The organism is Sphingomonas sp. BL2 (assembly GCF_056680015.1).
Map to the genome: position 1 here is coordinate 1,389,953 of NZ_CM155261.1, position 13,755 is coordinate 1,403,707.

The following is a 13,755-nucleotide window of genomic DNA, read 5'->3' on the forward strand; positions in this document are numbered from 1 at the left end:
CGTCTTGCTTCAGTACCCCATCCGCGTCGCGCCGGCCTCCCGGACGGCGGCGAGCGTTGGGTAGCCGTTGACGGCCATCAGCAGGTCGGCTTCGGCGAGGATGCACTTCAGCACATGCGCCGCGCCGTTCGCACCATCGAGCGCGAGGCCGTAGGTGTAGGGCCGGCCGATCCCGACCGCGGTGGCGCCGAGTGCCAGCGCCTTGACCACGTCGCTCCCTGACCGAACGCCGGAGTCGAACAGCACCGGCACGGCCCCGCTCGCCGCGACCACCGCGGGCAGCATGTCGATTGCGGCGATCCCGCCGTTCGCCTGGCGACCGCCATGGTTCGAGCAGTAGATCGCGTCCGCCCCCAGATCGATCGCGCGCCGCGCGTCGTCGGGATGGCAGATCCCCTTCAGGACGATCGGCAGCTTGGTCATCGACCGCAGCCACGGCATGTCGTCCCACGTCAGCACCTTGCCGAACGTCCCGGCCCATTGCCGCACCGCCGCGGGTAAATCCTCGCGCGGGGGCTTGGCAAGCATCGCGCGGAAGACCGGGTCGCTGAAGTAATTCTCCAGCACATGGCCGCGCAGCTGCGGGAAGTTCGCGACGTTCAGGTCGCGCGGGCGCCAGCCGGTGACCCAGGTGTCGAGCGTGACGACGATCGCCTTGTATCCGGCCGCCTCGGCGCGGTGGACGAGGCTCTCGGCAAGCGGCGTGTCCTTGGGTGTGTAGAGCTGGAAGAAGCCGGGCGTGTCGCCCATCGCCGCGGCGACGTCCTCGAGCGGATCGTTCGACAGCGTCGACTGGATCAGCGGAACGCCGGTCAGCGCGGCCGCCCGCGCGGCGGCGAGATCGCCGTGGCCGTCCTGCGTGCAGAGGCCGTTGATCCCGACCGGGCTCATGAAGATCGGGCTTGGCAACCTCATCCCGAACAGGTCGAGCGACAGGTCGCGGCGCGTGGCATCGACCATCATCCGGGGCGTCATGCCCCAGTGCCTGAACGCGTCGGCATTCTGGCGCTGCGTGAACTCGTCGCCGCACCCACCTTGCAGATAACCGAGCACCGACGGTGGCAAGGCCGCGGCCGCCCGAGCTTCGAGCGATGCGAAATCGACCGGGATCTTCGGCACGACACCGGCGAGGCCGGCGAAATAGATCTCGTTCTGGTAATCGCCGAAATGCGGCATGCGTTGCCCTCCGAAGCTGGTCGCGATCAGTCCCGATAGCCCGGATTGACGCGGTCGAGCTTGCGCAACAGCGCGGGCCAGGCGAGTCCATCGGCAAGCATCCGCATGCCTGTCGCGCTCGATTGCCCCTCGACCTTTTCTGCGACGCCCTGGTTCGGATTGTTCAGATTCTCGCGACCGGCGCTGAGCATCAGGACCTGGGCTTCGCAGGCGCGTTCCAGGAAATACATCCGTAGGAACGCCTGCGGCACCGACTCGCCGACCGTCAGCGTGCCATGGTTGCGCAGGATCATCGCGTTCTTGGTGCCGAGATCCTGGACCAGCCGCTCGCGTTCCTCCAGTTCCGTCGCGATGCCCTCGAAGTCGTGATAGGCGACGTCGTGCCCGGCGATCATCGCCGTCTGCGTATGCGGGAGGAGCCCCTCGGCCATCGCCGACACCGCCTGGCCGTGCGGGGTGTGGAGATGCAGCACTGCCACCGCATCGTGACGCGCGGCGTGGACCGCCGAGTGGATCACGAAGCCCGCGCGGTTGACCGGGGCAGGGGTGTCCATGACCTTGTTGCCGTCGACATCGATCTTGACCAGCGACGATGCGGTGATCTCCTCGAACATGTGCGTGTACGGGTTGATCAGGAAATGATGCTCGGGTCCGGGGACGCGCGCCGAGAGATGCGTGAAGATCAGATCGTCCCAGCCGTACAGCGCGACCAGCCGGTACGCGGCAGCGAGATCGACGCGCAGCGCCCATTCCTCGGCCGATACCTGGTCCTTGATCGTCGTTGCCGCTGCCGTCGGTTCCATCGCCTTCAATGCCGTCGCCATCATCCGCCTCCTTATGTTTGGCCCCTTGTACGACCGGCCTTCGGCAAACTTTGTCTCGATGGTGACAATCTCGAAATTTCGCCTAGCCTTGCGCGATGCACGATTCGGATCACGCGATACTGGGGACCGATAGCTGGTTCGGCGCGATACCGGCGGGCCGTCGCGAGCGCCTGTTGCAGGAGGCACGAGTCGAGGTGCTGGAGAACGGCGCGCGGATCTACGGCTCCGGCGATCCGCCGAACGGGTTGTGGGCAGTTCTGGACGGTCAGGTCCGGTTGAAGGGCTTGTCCGCCAATGGTGCCGAACTGCTCGCGCTGATCGTGCGGCCGGGAACGTGGTTCGGGGAATTGTCGACACTGGACGGCCATCCCAGGCCGCATGATGCGACGGCGTTCGGTGCCGCGCGTCTGCTGCATGTGCCGGTGGCGGCGTTCGCGCGGGCGGCGGCGGCGGACCCGGAGCTTTACCGCGATCTCGGCCTGCTCGTGTGCGCGCATCAGCGCACCGCCTTGCGGTTCATCGCGCAGAGCGTCGGGCAGTCGATCCGCGTGCGACTGGCGCAAGCGCTGATGCGCGCGTCGCAGGCGGGGGATGGTCGGATCACGATCCGTCAGGAGGAACTGGCCGGCGTCGTCGGCATCGCGCGCCAGACGCTCAACCGCCACCTGAAGCGGTTCGAGCGCGATGGCCTGGTCGCGGTGGCCTATGCGCAGGTCCGTATCCTCGACCTGCCGGGACTGCGCGGCGTCATCACCGAATAGGGCATCGCCAAGCGCTTCTCCAGCGCGCTACACTCGCGCCCATGACCATCAGAATCGGTATTGGCGGCTGGACCTACGAGCCGTGGCGCGGAACCTTCTATCCGGAGAAATGGGCGCAGAAGCGCGAGCTCGACTATGCCGCCGAACACGTCACCGCGATCGAGATCAACGGCACCTATTACGGCAGCCAGAAGCCGGCGACGTTCGCATCCTGGGCGAAGGCGGTGCCCGACGGGTTCGTCTTTTCGCTCAAGGCGTCGCGCTATTGCACCAATCGGAAGGTGCTTGCCGAGGCGGGCGAGTCGATCGCCAAGTTCACCGGGCAGGGGATCGTCGAGCTCGGCGACCGGCTCGGGCCGATCCTGTGGCAGTTCATGGCGACCAAGAAATTCGACGCAGACGATTTTGCCGCATTCCTCAAGCTGTTGCCTGACAGGGAGGGCGGGCTCGCGCTGCGCCATGCGATACAAGTCCGGCATGAGAGTTTCGCGGTGCCGGAGTTCGTCTCGATGTGCCGCGATGCGGGCGTCGCTATCGTCTTCGCGCAGTCGGCCCAATATCCCGCGATCGCCGACGTGACCGGCGACTTCGTCTACGCGCGACTGGAGGATGCCGAGGAGCGCTTCGTCGCAGGCTACGCGCCGACCGCGCTGGACGAATGGGCGGACAAGGCGAAGACCTGGGCCGCGGGCGGACGACCCGAAGGCCTGCCCTATGTCCAGGACGCATCGCCCGCGAAGACGCCGCGAGAGGCGTTCATGTTCTTCATCAACGGCGCAAAGGTTCGCGCACCCCATGCGGCGATGGCGCTGATTGAAAGGGTGCGAGGGTAAGTAGCGCGCAGTCGTTCGTGAACCGCGCCGGGCAGCGGAAAACGCCTCGCTATCAACTTACCTCCGGCACATAAGAATGTACCGAAGCGTGCCCGCCCAATGCGTGGCGGAACTAAGTCACTGCAACTACGACATTTCAAGCTGCCGGTAAGGCCTGCACGAACCGGAGGAGCAATCGGCCCAGCGCCTCGCGGTCCTCTTCGGCCCAGTCGGCCAACACCCGGTCGAGAAGGCGCCTCCGAGCCGCACCCAAATCGGCGAAGGCGTCGAGGCCGCGGGTAGTGAGGCGGGCCGTGCGCACGCGGCCGTCCTTCTGGGCAGGCACCCGCTCGAGCAGGCCGGCAGTCTCCAGCTTTGTCATTTGCCGGCTGATCGTCGAATGATCGCGTCCAAGCTGCAAAGCAAGTTCCACCACACCTGCTTCGCCCGCCGAGCCAAGCCTCACCAGCAATGGCATGAACACGGGGTCAAACGTCAGACCAGCCTCAGCCATGAGATGGCGGTCGTGGCGAGGGTCATTGATGAAACTAGTCAATGCGCTGATCGCGGGGCCAAGCGGGTTATCTGAACTGTGCATGATGCACGCTTTACAGCAGTTCATTATTAATAATATACGTGCACCATGCACACACATAATTACCTAGTCATCGCTGGCAGTACGCGTCCGAACCGCCGCTCTCCGGTCATTGCACAATGGGTCGCAGACCTCGGCGGCGAGATCGCAGCTGCCCAGTTTCGCGTGATCGACCTTCGCGATCTGGCGCTACAACTTGATGACGAGCCTGGCATACCGGCACTGCATGACTATGCGTGTGAAACGACGCGGGCCTGGGGCGAATTGGTCTCCCGCGCCACTGGCGTGGTGATCGTCACGCCGCAATACAATTGGGGCTACCCCGCAGCGTTGAAGAACGCGATCGACCATTTGTATCGCGAATGGCAGGGCAAACCGGTGTTGATTATAACCTATGGCGGGCACGGCGGCGGCCATTGCGGCGCTCAGTTGCGGATCGTGATGGGTGCGATAGGCGCGCGATTGACGGACGCCATGCCTGGCCTGATGCTGGCCCGAGAACGAGTCGTGACGAACGACGGACAGGTCGACCCCGCACAGGACTTTGCCGGTCAGGTCGAAGATGTGAAATCTGCATTAGCGGAGCTGGCGTCGCTGCCCATCCATAAGGACTAGCGCGTTTTTACGATCGCTATGGCAAGTTCCCAAATATGCACGAACCGTTGGTAGCGACTATATTGGCCGACACCGGTCGGATCCGGTTTGGAATAAAGCGGCAGCTCCGCATGTCGGCCATCCGCGTCCACTGGCATCGGCAGTCAGACCATGCTCACTCTTCCGCCGGCATGGCGTTCCAGGTGGCTGCCGAGTTCGAGCTCGAGCAGCACGGTCTGGACGACCGCCGGGCTCAGGTGCGACTGGCGGATGAGTTCGTCGATCGTCACCGGGACGGGGCCAAGCAGGTCGGTGATCCTGCGGCGGTCGTCATCGCTTGCGTCTTCGGGGGGTGAGGCGGCGTAGGCGTCGGTCGGGGAGCGGACCGAGCGCGGGTCGAACGGGCGGATCTGTTCGAGGATGTCGGCGGCCGATTGCACCAGCGTGGCGCCTTCGCGGATCAGCAGGTTGCAGCCTTGCGCGCGGGGATCGAGCGGGCTGCCCGGGACGGCCATGACTTCGCGGCCGGATTCGTTGGCGAGGCGCGCGGTGATCAGCGAGCCGGATTTGGGGACGGCCTCGACCACCACGGTGCCGATCGCGAGGCCGGCGATGATGCGGTTGCGCGAGGGGAAGTTGCGCGCCTTGGGCTCGGTGCCGGGGGGCTGTTCGGCGAGCAGCAGGCCGTAGGTGGCTATGCGTTCCTGCAACGCGGCGTTGTCGGGTGGGTAGGCGATGTCGATGCCGCTGGCGATGACGCCGATCGTGGCGCCGCTGGAGCCTCCGCCGAGCGCGCCGATGTGCGCAGCGGTGTCGATGCCGCGGGCGAGGCCGGAGACGATCGTCGTGCCTTCCTCGGCGAGTTGCAGCGCGAGCTGGCGGGCGAAGCGGCAGGCGGCGGCGGACGCATTGCGGGCACCGACCATGGCGATGCAGGGGCGGCTGGCGTGGGCGATGTCGCCGCGGAGGATGAGGGCCGGGGGCGCGGTCTCGATCTCGGCGAGCAGCCGGGGATAGTCCGGGTCGTCGAGGAAGAGGTAGCGTGCGCCGAGCCTGGCGGTGGCGGCCATTTCGCGTTCGGCTAGCGCTGCGTCGGCGATTTTCGGCGCGCGTCCGCCGCCGCGTTGGGCGAGCATGGGGAGCGCCTCGATGGCGGCGTCTGCGCTGCCGAAGCGGGCGATGAGTTGGCGATAGGTGACCGGTCCGATCCCGGTCGTGCGGATGAGCCGAAGTCTTGAGATTGTCGGGTCAGTCACTCTTTTGCCGGTTGGAACCGATGCGTGGCTCGGTGCCCGAGAACAGGCGGTCGACGTTCTCGCGGTGCTTCCAGAGGACAATCAGTGCGAGTGCGAGGAGCAGCAGGACAAGGTCGAAGCGACCGAACAGCGCGGCCGCGAAAGGGGCACTGAGCGCGGCGGCCATGCCGGCGACCGAGGATATGCGCAGGCTTGCGAGAAGTCCCAGCCAGACGACCGCGTAGACCAGCCCGAGCGGCCAATAGAGCGCGACGACGATGCCCATGAGCGTAGCGACGCCCTTGCCGCCCTTGAACTTCAGCCAGACGGGGTAGCAATGGCCGATGAACGAGCCGGCAGCCGCGAGCAGTGCGTTGCCGGGGAACAGGTACGCGACCAGCAGCACGGCGACCGCACCCTTGGCCATGTCGAGCAGCAGCGTGGCGGCGGCGAGACCCTTCCGCCCGGTGCGCAGGACGTTGGTTGCGCCGATATTGCCCGAGCCGATCGTGCGCAGATCACCTGCGCCGCCGAGCCGCGTGAGGATGACACCGAAAGGGATCGAGCCGAGCAGATAGCTCAGCACGAGCGATAGCGTGGGCGCGACCCAGAGAATTTCCGTCTGCAACTATGTCCCCCGTTCTGGAGTGGCTTATAGGCTACGCGGGGCTGACGGCAAATGGCGTGAAGGGGGCATCAACATCGCGCATCACGTCATCCTGACGAAAGTCAGGACCCAGAGCCGCGAAAATCACCGCCTATAATCCTGGGTCCTGACTTTCGTCAGGATGACGAGAAGGAAGTCTGGTTCCGAAAGGACGAACCGTCCTATGAGCTTGGTATGGACACGCGCCCCATCCTGTTCTTCGATTCCGGTGTCGGCGGGTTGTCGATCGTCGGTCCGGCGCGCGCGGCGCTGCCCGATGCGCCGTTCGTCTACGCCGCCGACTCGGCCGGTTTTCCGTACGGGACCAAGAGCGAGGCCGAGATTGCGGCGCGTGTGCCGGTGTTGCTGGGGCGGTTGGCTGAGCGATATCGACCGCGGTTGATCGTGATCGCGTGCAATACGGCCTCGACGATTGCACTGCCGGTGGTGCGCGCGGCGCTCGACCTGCCGGTGGTCGGAACGGTGCCGGCGATCAAGCCGGCCGCGCTGCTTTCGAAGACGCGAACGATCGGCGTGCTGGGGACCGAGGCGACCGTCCGGCAGGCGTATGTCGATGATCTGGCGGCGAAGTTCGCGGGCGATTGCACGGTGCTGCGCTACGGGTCGGCGGCTCTCGTCGAGATGGCCGAGGCGAAATTGCATGGCCGAGTCGTTGCGCTGGAACGCTATGCAGCGGTGCTAGACGGCTTGTTTTCGCAACCCGGCGGCGACGCGATCGACACGATCGTCAACGCCTGCACGCATTTTCCACTAGTGGAAGCGGAGCTTGCGGCCGCTGCTCCCGGTGTGCGCTTCGTCGATGGCGGACCGGGGATCGCGCGGCGGATCGTGCATCTCATGCAGGGCGAATCATGGTCGGGAGCGGGGGAGGGCGTTGCCGTCTTCACCCGGTTGGGCGACGAGGAGCGCGCGCTCGGACCGGCTCTGGCGGCGCGCGGGTTTGGCAGGATCGAGCAGCTTTAAGCGGTAACCTGGGACAATGTGCCACCTTGCGTCGCGGCCGCATCGTGGCAATGTGCTGCCAGGATGAGGAAAGCGATCACCGTAAGAGCGGTATTGCGCTGGAAACGAGTGAAAGCGAGGCGTAGTGCCCAAGGCCATGATTAGCGACGGCATTCCGGCAACGGATTCGATCAAGGGTCCGCGAGTCGATTATTCGCGCGTTTTCACGCAGGCGATCGACCGGTTGCACGCCGAAGGGCGCTACCGCGTGTTCATCGACATTCTCCGCAACAAGGGCGCATTTCCGAACGCGCGCTGCTTTGCCGGGCATAACGGGCCGAAGCCTATCACGGTGTGGTGCTCGAACGATTATCTTGCGATGGGCCAGCACCCGAAGGTCATCGCGGCGATGGAAGAGGCGCTGCACGACGTCGGCGCAGGCTCGGGCGGTACGCGCAACATCGGCGGCAACACGCATTACCATGTCGACCTGGAAGGCGAACTCGCCGACCTGCACGGCAAGGAAGCGGCTTTGCTGTTCACGAGCGGCTACGTTTCGAACGAGGCTACGCTGGCGACGTTGGCGAAGGTGCTGCCGGGCTGCATCATCTTTTCGGACGAACTGAATCACGCGTCGATGATCGCGGGCATCCGCAACTCGGGCTGCGAGAAGCGGGTATTCCGCCACAACGATCTCGCGCACCTCGAAGAGCTCCTCGCGGCCGAAGATCCGGCGGCGCCGAAGCTGATCGCGTTCGAGAGCGTGTATTCGATGGAGGGCGATATCTCGCCGATCTCGGCGGTGTGCGACCTTGCCGACCGTTACAACGCGCTGACCTATTGCGACGAAGTCCACGCGGTCGGGATGTATGGCGCGCGCGGCGGCGGCATTTCGGAGCGGGACGAGGTCGCGCACCGGATCACGATCCTCGAGGGCACGCTGGGCAAGGCGTTTGGCGTGATGGGGGGCTATATCGCCGCCGATCGCACGATCGTCGACGTGATCCGCAGCTATGCGCCGGGGTTCATCTTCACGACCTCGCTGTCTCCGGTGTTGGTCGCTGGTGTGCTGGCTAGCGTGCGGCATCTGAAGGCGTCGAGCGTCGAGCGCGAGGGGCAGCAGGCGTCGGCCGCGATGCTGAAGGCGATGCTGAAGGACGCCGGGCTGCCGGTGATGATCGGCGATACGCATATCGTGCCGCTGATGGTCGGCGATCCGGTCAAGGCGAAGAAGATCAGCGATGTGCTGCTCGCCGAATACGGCGTGTACGTGCAGCCGATCAACTATCCGACCGTACCGCGCGGCACCGAGCGGCTCCGGTTTACGCCGGGCCCTGCGCATACCGAGGCGATGATGCGCGAACTGACCGATGCGCTGGTGGAGATCTGGAGCCGGCTGGACCTGCGGAAGGCGGCCTGAGGCTGGTCCCGTCCAGGCGGTGCAGCGCTGATCAGTCGATCGAAATCGAGCCGTCAGTGCCCGGCACGTCTAGCGTTTCACCGAAACCTACCGAATGAAACCGCGTGTAATCGCCTTCCAACGGGTTGGCGTAGACATGGACCACGGACCGGTTTCCATCGACCACCCAGTAATGTGGGATGCCGCCGCGCGCATAGGCGAAGCGCTTCATAGTGGTATCGCGCGCGACCGACGTTTCCGCGACTTCGATGACGAGCAGGAAATCGGCGGCGAGCAATAGGCGGTTTTCTTTCACCGATGTGCGTAGAACTGCGACGTCGCAGCCGAGCACCGTATCGTTACCCAGATCGACGCCGGCCTCGCCAACGATTCTCGACTCAGCAAATAGACGCGACAGGCGAATGGCGATCTTGGCCTGGCGCGAGGCGTGCGAAAACTGGGGCGGGTTCATCCGGACGAGTTCCCCTTCGACCAGTTCGACCTTCATGTCGTCGAACGCGCCGGACTCACCCATGCGCAGGAACTCGGCGGTGGTGAAACGCGCCTTTTCCTGCCGATCGGTGCGGAGACTCGCGGCGGATGTATTCATGACCGATTCGTACCATGAATCGAGCCAGCCCGCGAATCGTGCGGCGTGGCCTTAAAGCGCGGCGGCGAGCATCGTCAGGACGCCGAGACCAAGCGACAAAGGTATGCGCAAGGCCATCCAGCCGGGCGGGGCGATACCGGCGCGAACCAGCGCGCGGTCTACAAGCGGCGCGGCGATCAGGCTGATGCCGAGCACGACCAGCGACGGGCCGGGCCAGCGCAGGCCGACCATCCAGGGCCAGGCGGTGACCAGCGCGACCAGCGACGGGGCGACGCTCGCGAACCACAGCCAGCGGGGCGGCGAGTCGGTGCGTGCGGCGAGGCCCCACCAGAGGCCACCGAGGAAGCTCAGGATGATCGCGGCATAGGCGTAGGCGATCGCCAGCGCGGAGAACCGGCTTTGCGGATCTCCGTTCAGCAGCAGCGCGACCGCCGCGAGTTGTGGGAGGAGGCCGCTCAGCCCGAGCAGGCGCGCGATCGGCGGGATGCCGCCGGTCGCGGGAAGTCGCTTGGTCATCAGACGCGCGCGACCACGCCGGTGGCGACGACCGGGCCGGTCGGCAGGCCGGTCGGCGAGCCGCCGAGCGGCTCGACCGAGATCGCGAGCGTCGCGCCGGGAGCTATGCGACCGCGATCGACGCCCTTAGGTGCCAGCGAGGTCGGACGGCCCGAGAGCAGGCCGAGCGAATGCGGCACGCCATCGCCACCGATCACCCAGAGCTGCGCGACGCGCGCGTCCGGAACGCCGGGGCCTGCCGCGACGCGGAGCGCGCCGTTTGCGGGATCGTAGACCGCGGCGACGGGCGACTTCGCATCGCCGAGCATCGCGACGAGGACGCTAGTCGGGCGCGCGGCCGATATTGAGGGGGCGATCGGTTGCGAGACGGGCACGGTCGGCTCTGGGCGGACCATGACGAACAGCAACAGCGACGCGGCGATCGCGCTGGTGACGGCGGCGAGCGCCGGCCATGCGAAGCGGCTCGTTTGCGCACTCGCTGGCGTGCCATCGAGACTGGCTTCGATCCGGGCGGCGAGATGTGGCGGCGCGGCGTGTTCGGGCCAGAGGTCGAACAGGACCGCCAGCCGCGACCGCCACCATTCGACCTGTGCGGCGAAACCGGGCTCGGCGAGTACGCGGCGCAGCGCAGCCCCGCGCTCCTCGCCCTCGAGCAGGCCGAGTGCGAGTTCGGCGGCGGCAACGTCCTCAGGCACGCCGGTATCGGTGGTCGGATCAACCATCGAGGCAATCCTTCAGGCGGGCGAGGCCGCGGCGGACCCAGCTCTTCATAGTCCCCAGCGGCACCGCGCGCTTGATCGCGAGTTCGGCGTAGGTAATGCCCTCGAAGAATGCGGTCCGGATCGCGTCGCGCTGCTGCGGCTCGAGACCGTCGAGGCACTCGATCAGTTCGCGCGAGGATTCGCTCGCCAGCATCCCCGCCTCGGCACCCTCGGCGGGATCGGCGACGTCGGGCGCATCGTCGAGCGGGCTCGTGCGACGGACGCCCTGTGCGCGCTGCCAGTCGATGGCGCGGTTGCGCGCGATCGTCGCCAACCAGGTTATCGGGCTCGCGCGACCGGGTTCCCAGGCACCGGCGCGTTTCCAGATCGTGAGATAGACCTCGTGCAGCACATCCTCCGCGGCTTGGGCGTTGCCACAGATACGGTGGGTGATCCCGAAAAGCTTCGCGCTGGTCAGCGTATAGAGTTCGCGAAACGCGTCGCGGTCCTCTTGGCCGGTCCGCAGCAGCACTTCGGAAAGGTGCGCGCGGGCGGCGTCGGCGTTGGCATGTGCGATAGTCACGGGCGGGAACCTAGCGGCTAAGTCCGTCGCGGCAATAGCCTTCGCCGGGCTTCACGGTGAGGCAGTCGGTTTTGCCGGCGAGGTATTTGAGCCCGGTCGCGTCGCCGTTGGTCGGCCGCAGGGTTTCGCGGATGCCACCGCGATCGAACGCTATCGTGTCGCCGCTCGCGATGCCGTCGAACTTGCCCTTGTTGTCTAGGTCCCACTGCATGGTCAGCGCATAATGGCCGGGGGTGGCGGTCGGGGCGACGTCGAGGACCATGCCTTCGACGCCGATCCAGCGGCCGGTGTAGTTGGGCGCTTTGGGGTTGGGTGCGTCGGACTTGGGAGCGGCGACCTTGCGCTCGACCGATCCCGCCGACGTCATGTTGCCGTCGCTGCTGGTATCGGGGGCGGGGCCGGAACACGCGGTCAGCGTGGCGGCGGCAAGCAGGGTGAGGGCCTTCATGGATGTCTCCTTCACAGTCTCGTTCGGCGTCATTCCCGACCTTAACGCGTCATCCTGACGAAAGCGCCCGCGAACAGGTGTGGCAAATTCCGGCTCGGGTCGGTATGGGGCTGGGCACCCGATCTCCCGTCACAGGATTACGCCAGGTGCGCATCGCCATCGCGTCCGATCACGCCGCCGTTTCGTTGAAAGCGGTGCTCGCCACGTGGCTGCGCGAGGCGGGGCATGACGTGCTCGATCTTGGGCCCGAAGGCACCGCCAGCGTCGACTATCCGGACTACGGGTTCAAGCTCGCGTCGGCGATCGCCGATGGTAGCGCGGACCGCGGCATCGCGTTGTGCGGCTCCGGGATCGGCATTTCGATTGCCGCCAACCGCAATCCCGCCTGCCGCTGCGCGCTCGTGTCCGAACCGCTGTCGGCGAGCCTTGCCCGCGTACATAACGACGCCAACGCCATAGCGATGGGCGCGCGCCTGATCGGCGAGGAAATGGCCAAGGCGTGCGTCGAAGCCTTCCTGTCCGCCGATTTTGCCGGCGGCCGTCATCAACTCCGTGTCGACAAGTTAAAGGTCCCCGCATGAGCACCCAGCCCCGCGAACTCCATGACGTCCAGCCCGACGGCTTCTTCACGCGCGGCCTTGCCGATGCGGACGCTGCCGTATTCGCCGGCGTCGCCGCCGAACTCGAGCGCGAGCAGACGCAGATCGAGCTGATCGCGTCCGAGAACATCGTCTCGAAGGCGGTGCTCGAGGCGCAGGGTTCGGTGTTCACGAACAAATACGCCGAGGGCTATCCGGGCAAGCGCTATTACCAGGGCTGCGCGCCGTCGGACACGGTCGAGACGCTGGCGATCGAGCGCGCCAAGCAGATCTTCGGCTGTGGGTTCGTCAACGTGCAGCCGCATTCTGGCGCGCAGGCGAACGGCGCGGTGATGCTGGCGCTGGTCAAGCCCGGCGACACGATCCTCGGCATGAGCCTCGATGCCGGCGGCCACCTGACGCATGGCGCCAAGCCGGCGATGTCGGGCAAGTGGTTCAACGCCATTCAATACGGGGTCGACGCGACCACGCACCTGATCGACTACGACCAGGTCGAGGCGCTGGCGGTCGAGCATCAGCCGAAACTGATCATCGCGGGCGGTTCGGCCTACCCACGCGTCATCGATTTCGCCAAGTTCCGTGCGATCGCGGACAAGGTCGGCGCGTATTTCATGGTCGACATGGCGCATTTCGCCGGGATCGTCGCAGCGGGCCTGCACCCGACGCCGTTCGGCCACGCGCACGTCGTGACGACCACCACGCACAAGACGCTACGGGGCCCGCGCGGTGGCATGATCATGACCAATGACGAGGGCGTAGCGAAGAAGATCAACTCGGCGGTGTTCCCGGGCCTTCAGGGCGGGCCGCTGATGCACGTGATCGCGGCGAAGGCGGTCGCGTTCGGCGAGGCGCTGCAGCCCGACTTCAAGAGCTACATCGCCGCGGTCGTTGAAAACGCCAAGGTGCTCGCGGCGACGCTTAAGGGGCGCGGCTCGGACGTCGTCTCGGGCGGCACCGACACGCATCTGGCGCTGATCGACCTCACCCCGCTGGGCATCACCGGGCGCGATGCGGACGAGGCGCTCGAGCGCGCGGGGATCACCTGCAACAAGAACGGCATCCCCAACGATCCGCTGCCGCCGGTCAAGACCAGCGGCATCCGCGTCGGTTCGCCCGCAGGTACGACGCGCGGGTTCGGCCCGGCCGAGTTCCGCGAGATCGGCAACATGGTCGCCGACGTGCTGGACGGCCTTGCGAAAAAGGGCGAGCATGGGGACCCGGAAGTCGAGGCGGACGTTCGGACGCGTGTTCGTGCACTCTGCGCGCGCTTCCCGATCTATCAAGGATAAACAG

At 66.2% G+C, this 13,755-nt stretch carries 17 protein-coding genes; 7 read left to right on the forward strand and 10 right to left on the reverse strand.

From position 1 onward, the window contains the following. Positions 1–9 precede the first annotated feature (9 nt). Together AC1ME3_RS06425 and AC1ME3_RS06430 are read right to left on the reverse strand one after the other, a co-directional pair. The gene (locus AC1ME3_RS06425; protein WP_480955314.1) at positions 10–1,176 is read right to left on the reverse strand and encodes an alpha-hydroxy-acid oxidizing protein; all 1,167 of its coding nucleotides are present in this window, start codon (positions 1,174–1,176) and stop codon (positions 10–12) included. A 26-nt stretch (positions 1,177–1,202) separates the two neighbouring features. Next, the gene (locus AC1ME3_RS06430; protein ID WP_480955315.1) at positions 1,203–2,000 is read right to left on the reverse strand and encodes a class II aldolase/adducin family protein; all 798 of its coding nucleotides are present in this window, start codon (positions 1,998–2,000) and stop codon (positions 1,203–1,205) included. 95 nt (positions 2,001–2,095) lie between these two features. On the opposite strand from AC1ME3_RS06430, the gene AC1ME3_RS06435 reads away from it, so the two are divergent. Continuing rightward, on the forward strand, positions 2,096–2,761 hold the full coding sequence (locus AC1ME3_RS06435) for a Crp/Fnr family transcriptional regulator (protein ID WP_480955316.1): 666 nt from the start codon (positions 2,096–2,098) through the stop codon (positions 2,759–2,761). Between the two features lie 41 nt (positions 2,762–2,802). After that, positions 2,803–3,594, forward strand: a complete 792-nt coding sequence (locus AC1ME3_RS06440) for a DUF72 domain-containing protein (RefSeq protein ID WP_480955317.1) — start codon at positions 2,803–2,805, stop codon at positions 3,592–3,594. Between the two features lie 136 nt (positions 3,595–3,730). Here AC1ME3_RS06440 and AC1ME3_RS06445 read toward each other — a convergent pair whose 3' ends face one another. After that, positions 3,731–4,171: a MarR family winged helix-turn-helix transcriptional regulator gene (locus tag AC1ME3_RS06445; RefSeq protein ID WP_480955318.1), complete on the reverse strand. Its 441-nt coding sequence runs from the start codon at positions 4,169–4,171 to the stop codon at positions 3,731–3,733. 45 nt (positions 4,172–4,216) lie between these two features. On the opposite strand from AC1ME3_RS06445, the gene AC1ME3_RS06450 reads away from it, so the two are divergent. Then, on the forward strand, positions 4,217–4,783 hold the full coding sequence (locus tag AC1ME3_RS06450) for an NADPH-dependent FMN reductase (protein WP_480955319.1): 567 nt from the start codon (positions 4,217–4,219) through the stop codon (positions 4,781–4,783). A gap of 143 nt (positions 4,784–4,926) precedes the next feature. On the opposite strand, the gene dprA is transcribed toward AC1ME3_RS06450, so the two are convergent. After that, positions 4,927–6,018 carry a DNA-processing protein DprA gene (gene dprA, locus AC1ME3_RS06455; RefSeq protein ID WP_480955320.1) on the reverse strand — a complete coding sequence of 364 codons (1,092 nt, stop codon included), beginning with the start codon at positions 6,016–6,018 and terminating at the stop codon, positions 4,927–4,929. Then, positions 6,011–6,625 (reverse strand): glycerol-3-phosphate 1-O-acyltransferase PlsY, encoded by a 615-nt coding sequence (gene plsY, locus AC1ME3_RS06460; protein WP_480955321.1) that lies wholly within the window; start codon positions 6,623–6,625, stop codon positions 6,011–6,013. The genes dprA and plsY overlap by 8 nt, the downstream gene beginning before the upstream one ends. A gap of 213 nt (positions 6,626–6,838) precedes the next feature. Here plsY and murI point away from each other — a divergent pair, with 213 nt between their 5' ends. Further along, positions 6,839–7,627, forward strand: a complete 789-nt coding sequence (gene murI, locus AC1ME3_RS06465; protein WP_480955322.1) for a glutamate racemase — start codon at positions 6,839–6,841, stop codon at positions 7,625–7,627. Between the two features lie 136 nt (positions 7,628–7,763). After that, a complete protein-coding gene (gene hemA, locus AC1ME3_RS06470) occupies positions 7,764–9,026 on the forward strand; it encodes a 5-aminolevulinate synthase (protein WP_480955778.1) in 1,263 nt (420 codons plus the stop codon). Between the two features lie 31 nt (positions 9,027–9,057). Here hemA and AC1ME3_RS06475 read toward each other — a convergent pair whose 3' ends face one another. The 5 genes from AC1ME3_RS06475 to AC1ME3_RS06495 are packed head-to-tail and all read right to left on the reverse strand — an operon-like array spanning position 9,058 to position 11,863. Continuing rightward, positions 9,058–9,615, reverse strand: coding sequence for a Uma2 family endonuclease (locus AC1ME3_RS06475; RefSeq protein WP_480955323.1), 558 nt, complete (start codon positions 9,613–9,615; stop codon positions 9,058–9,060). Positions 9,616–9,666: 51 nt separating this feature from the next. Continuing rightward, on the reverse strand, positions 9,667–10,131 hold the full coding sequence (locus AC1ME3_RS06480) for a DUF3429 domain-containing protein (RefSeq protein ID WP_480955324.1): 465 nt from the start codon (positions 10,129–10,131) through the stop codon (positions 9,667–9,669). Then, on the reverse strand, positions 10,131–10,853 hold the full coding sequence (locus AC1ME3_RS06485; RefSeq protein ID WP_480955325.1) for an anti-sigma factor: 723 nt from the start codon (positions 10,851–10,853) through the stop codon (positions 10,131–10,133). The genes AC1ME3_RS06480 and AC1ME3_RS06485 overlap by 1 nt, the downstream gene beginning before the upstream one ends. Further along, complete coding sequence (locus AC1ME3_RS06490) at positions 10,846–11,415, reverse strand: sigma-70 family RNA polymerase sigma factor (RefSeq protein WP_480955326.1); 570 nt, start codon at positions 11,413–11,415, stop codon at positions 10,846–10,848. Before AC1ME3_RS06490 ends, AC1ME3_RS06485 begins: the two co-directional genes overlap by 8 nt. Positions 11,416–11,425: 10 nt before the next feature. Beyond that, the gene (locus AC1ME3_RS06495; protein WP_480955327.1) at positions 11,426–11,863 is read right to left on the reverse strand and encodes a hypothetical protein; all 438 of its coding nucleotides are present in this window, start codon (positions 11,861–11,863) and stop codon (positions 11,426–11,428) included. 146 nt (positions 11,864–12,009) lie between these two features. On the opposite strand from AC1ME3_RS06495, the gene rpiB reads away from it, so the two are divergent. Then, a complete protein-coding gene (gene rpiB, locus AC1ME3_RS06500) occupies positions 12,010–12,444 on the forward strand; it encodes a ribose 5-phosphate isomerase B (protein ID WP_480955328.1) in 435 nt (144 codons plus the stop codon). After that, the gene (locus AC1ME3_RS06505) at positions 12,441–13,751 is read left to right on the forward strand and encodes a serine hydroxymethyltransferase (RefSeq protein ID WP_480955329.1); all 1,311 of its coding nucleotides are present in this window, start codon (positions 12,441–12,443) and stop codon (positions 13,749–13,751) included. The genes rpiB and AC1ME3_RS06505 overlap by 4 nt, the downstream gene beginning before the upstream one ends. Positions 13,752–13,755: the final 4 nt, after the last annotated feature.

Bases quoted from the DNA above. Each gene is read 5' to 3' on its own strand.
- AC1ME3_RS06485 (WP_480955325.1), bottom strand. From the start codon at position 10,853: ATGGTTGATCCGACCACCGATACCGGCGTGCCTGAGGACGTTGCCGCC.
- hemA (WP_480955778.1), top strand. From the start codon at position 7,764: ATGATTAGCGACGGCATTCCGGCAACGGATTCGATCAAGGGTCCGCGA.
- AC1ME3_RS06450 (WP_480955319.1), top strand. From the start codon at position 4,217: ATGCACACACATAATTACCTAGTCATCGCTGGCAGTACGCGTCCGAAC.
- murI (WP_480955322.1), top strand. From the start codon at position 6,839: ATGGACACGCGCCCCATCCTGTTCTTCGATTCCGGTGTCGGCGGGTTG.
- AC1ME3_RS06475 (WP_480955323.1), bottom strand. From the start codon at position 9,615: ATGAATACATCCGCCGCGAGTCTCCGCACCGATCGGCAGGAAAAGGCG.
- AC1ME3_RS06430 (WP_480955315.1), bottom strand. From the start codon at position 2,000: ATGGCGACGGCATTGAAGGCGATGGAACCGACGGCAGCGGCAACGACG.
- AC1ME3_RS06425 (WP_480955314.1), bottom strand. From the start codon at position 1,176: ATGCCGCATTTCGGCGATTACCAGAACGAGATCTATTTCGCCGGCCTC.
- AC1ME3_RS06445 (WP_480955318.1), bottom strand. From the start codon at position 4,171: ATGCACAGTTCAGATAACCCGCTTGGCCCCGCGATCAGCGCATTGACT.
- AC1ME3_RS06435 (WP_480955316.1), top strand. From the start codon at position 2,096: ATGCACGATTCGGATCACGCGATACTGGGGACCGATAGCTGGTTCGGC.
- AC1ME3_RS06480 (WP_480955324.1), bottom strand. From the start codon at position 10,131: ATGACCAAGCGACTTCCCGCGACCGGCGGCATCCCGCCGATCGCGCGC.
- AC1ME3_RS06440 (WP_480955317.1), top strand. From the start codon at position 2,803: ATGACCATCAGAATCGGTATTGGCGGCTGGACCTACGAGCCGTGGCGC.
- AC1ME3_RS06495 (WP_480955327.1), bottom strand. From the start codon at position 11,863: ATGAAGGCCCTCACCCTGCTTGCCGCCGCCACGCTGACCGCGTGTTCC.
- AC1ME3_RS06505 (WP_480955329.1), top strand. From the start codon at position 12,441: ATGAGCACCCAGCCCCGCGAACTCCATGACGTCCAGCCCGACGGCTTC.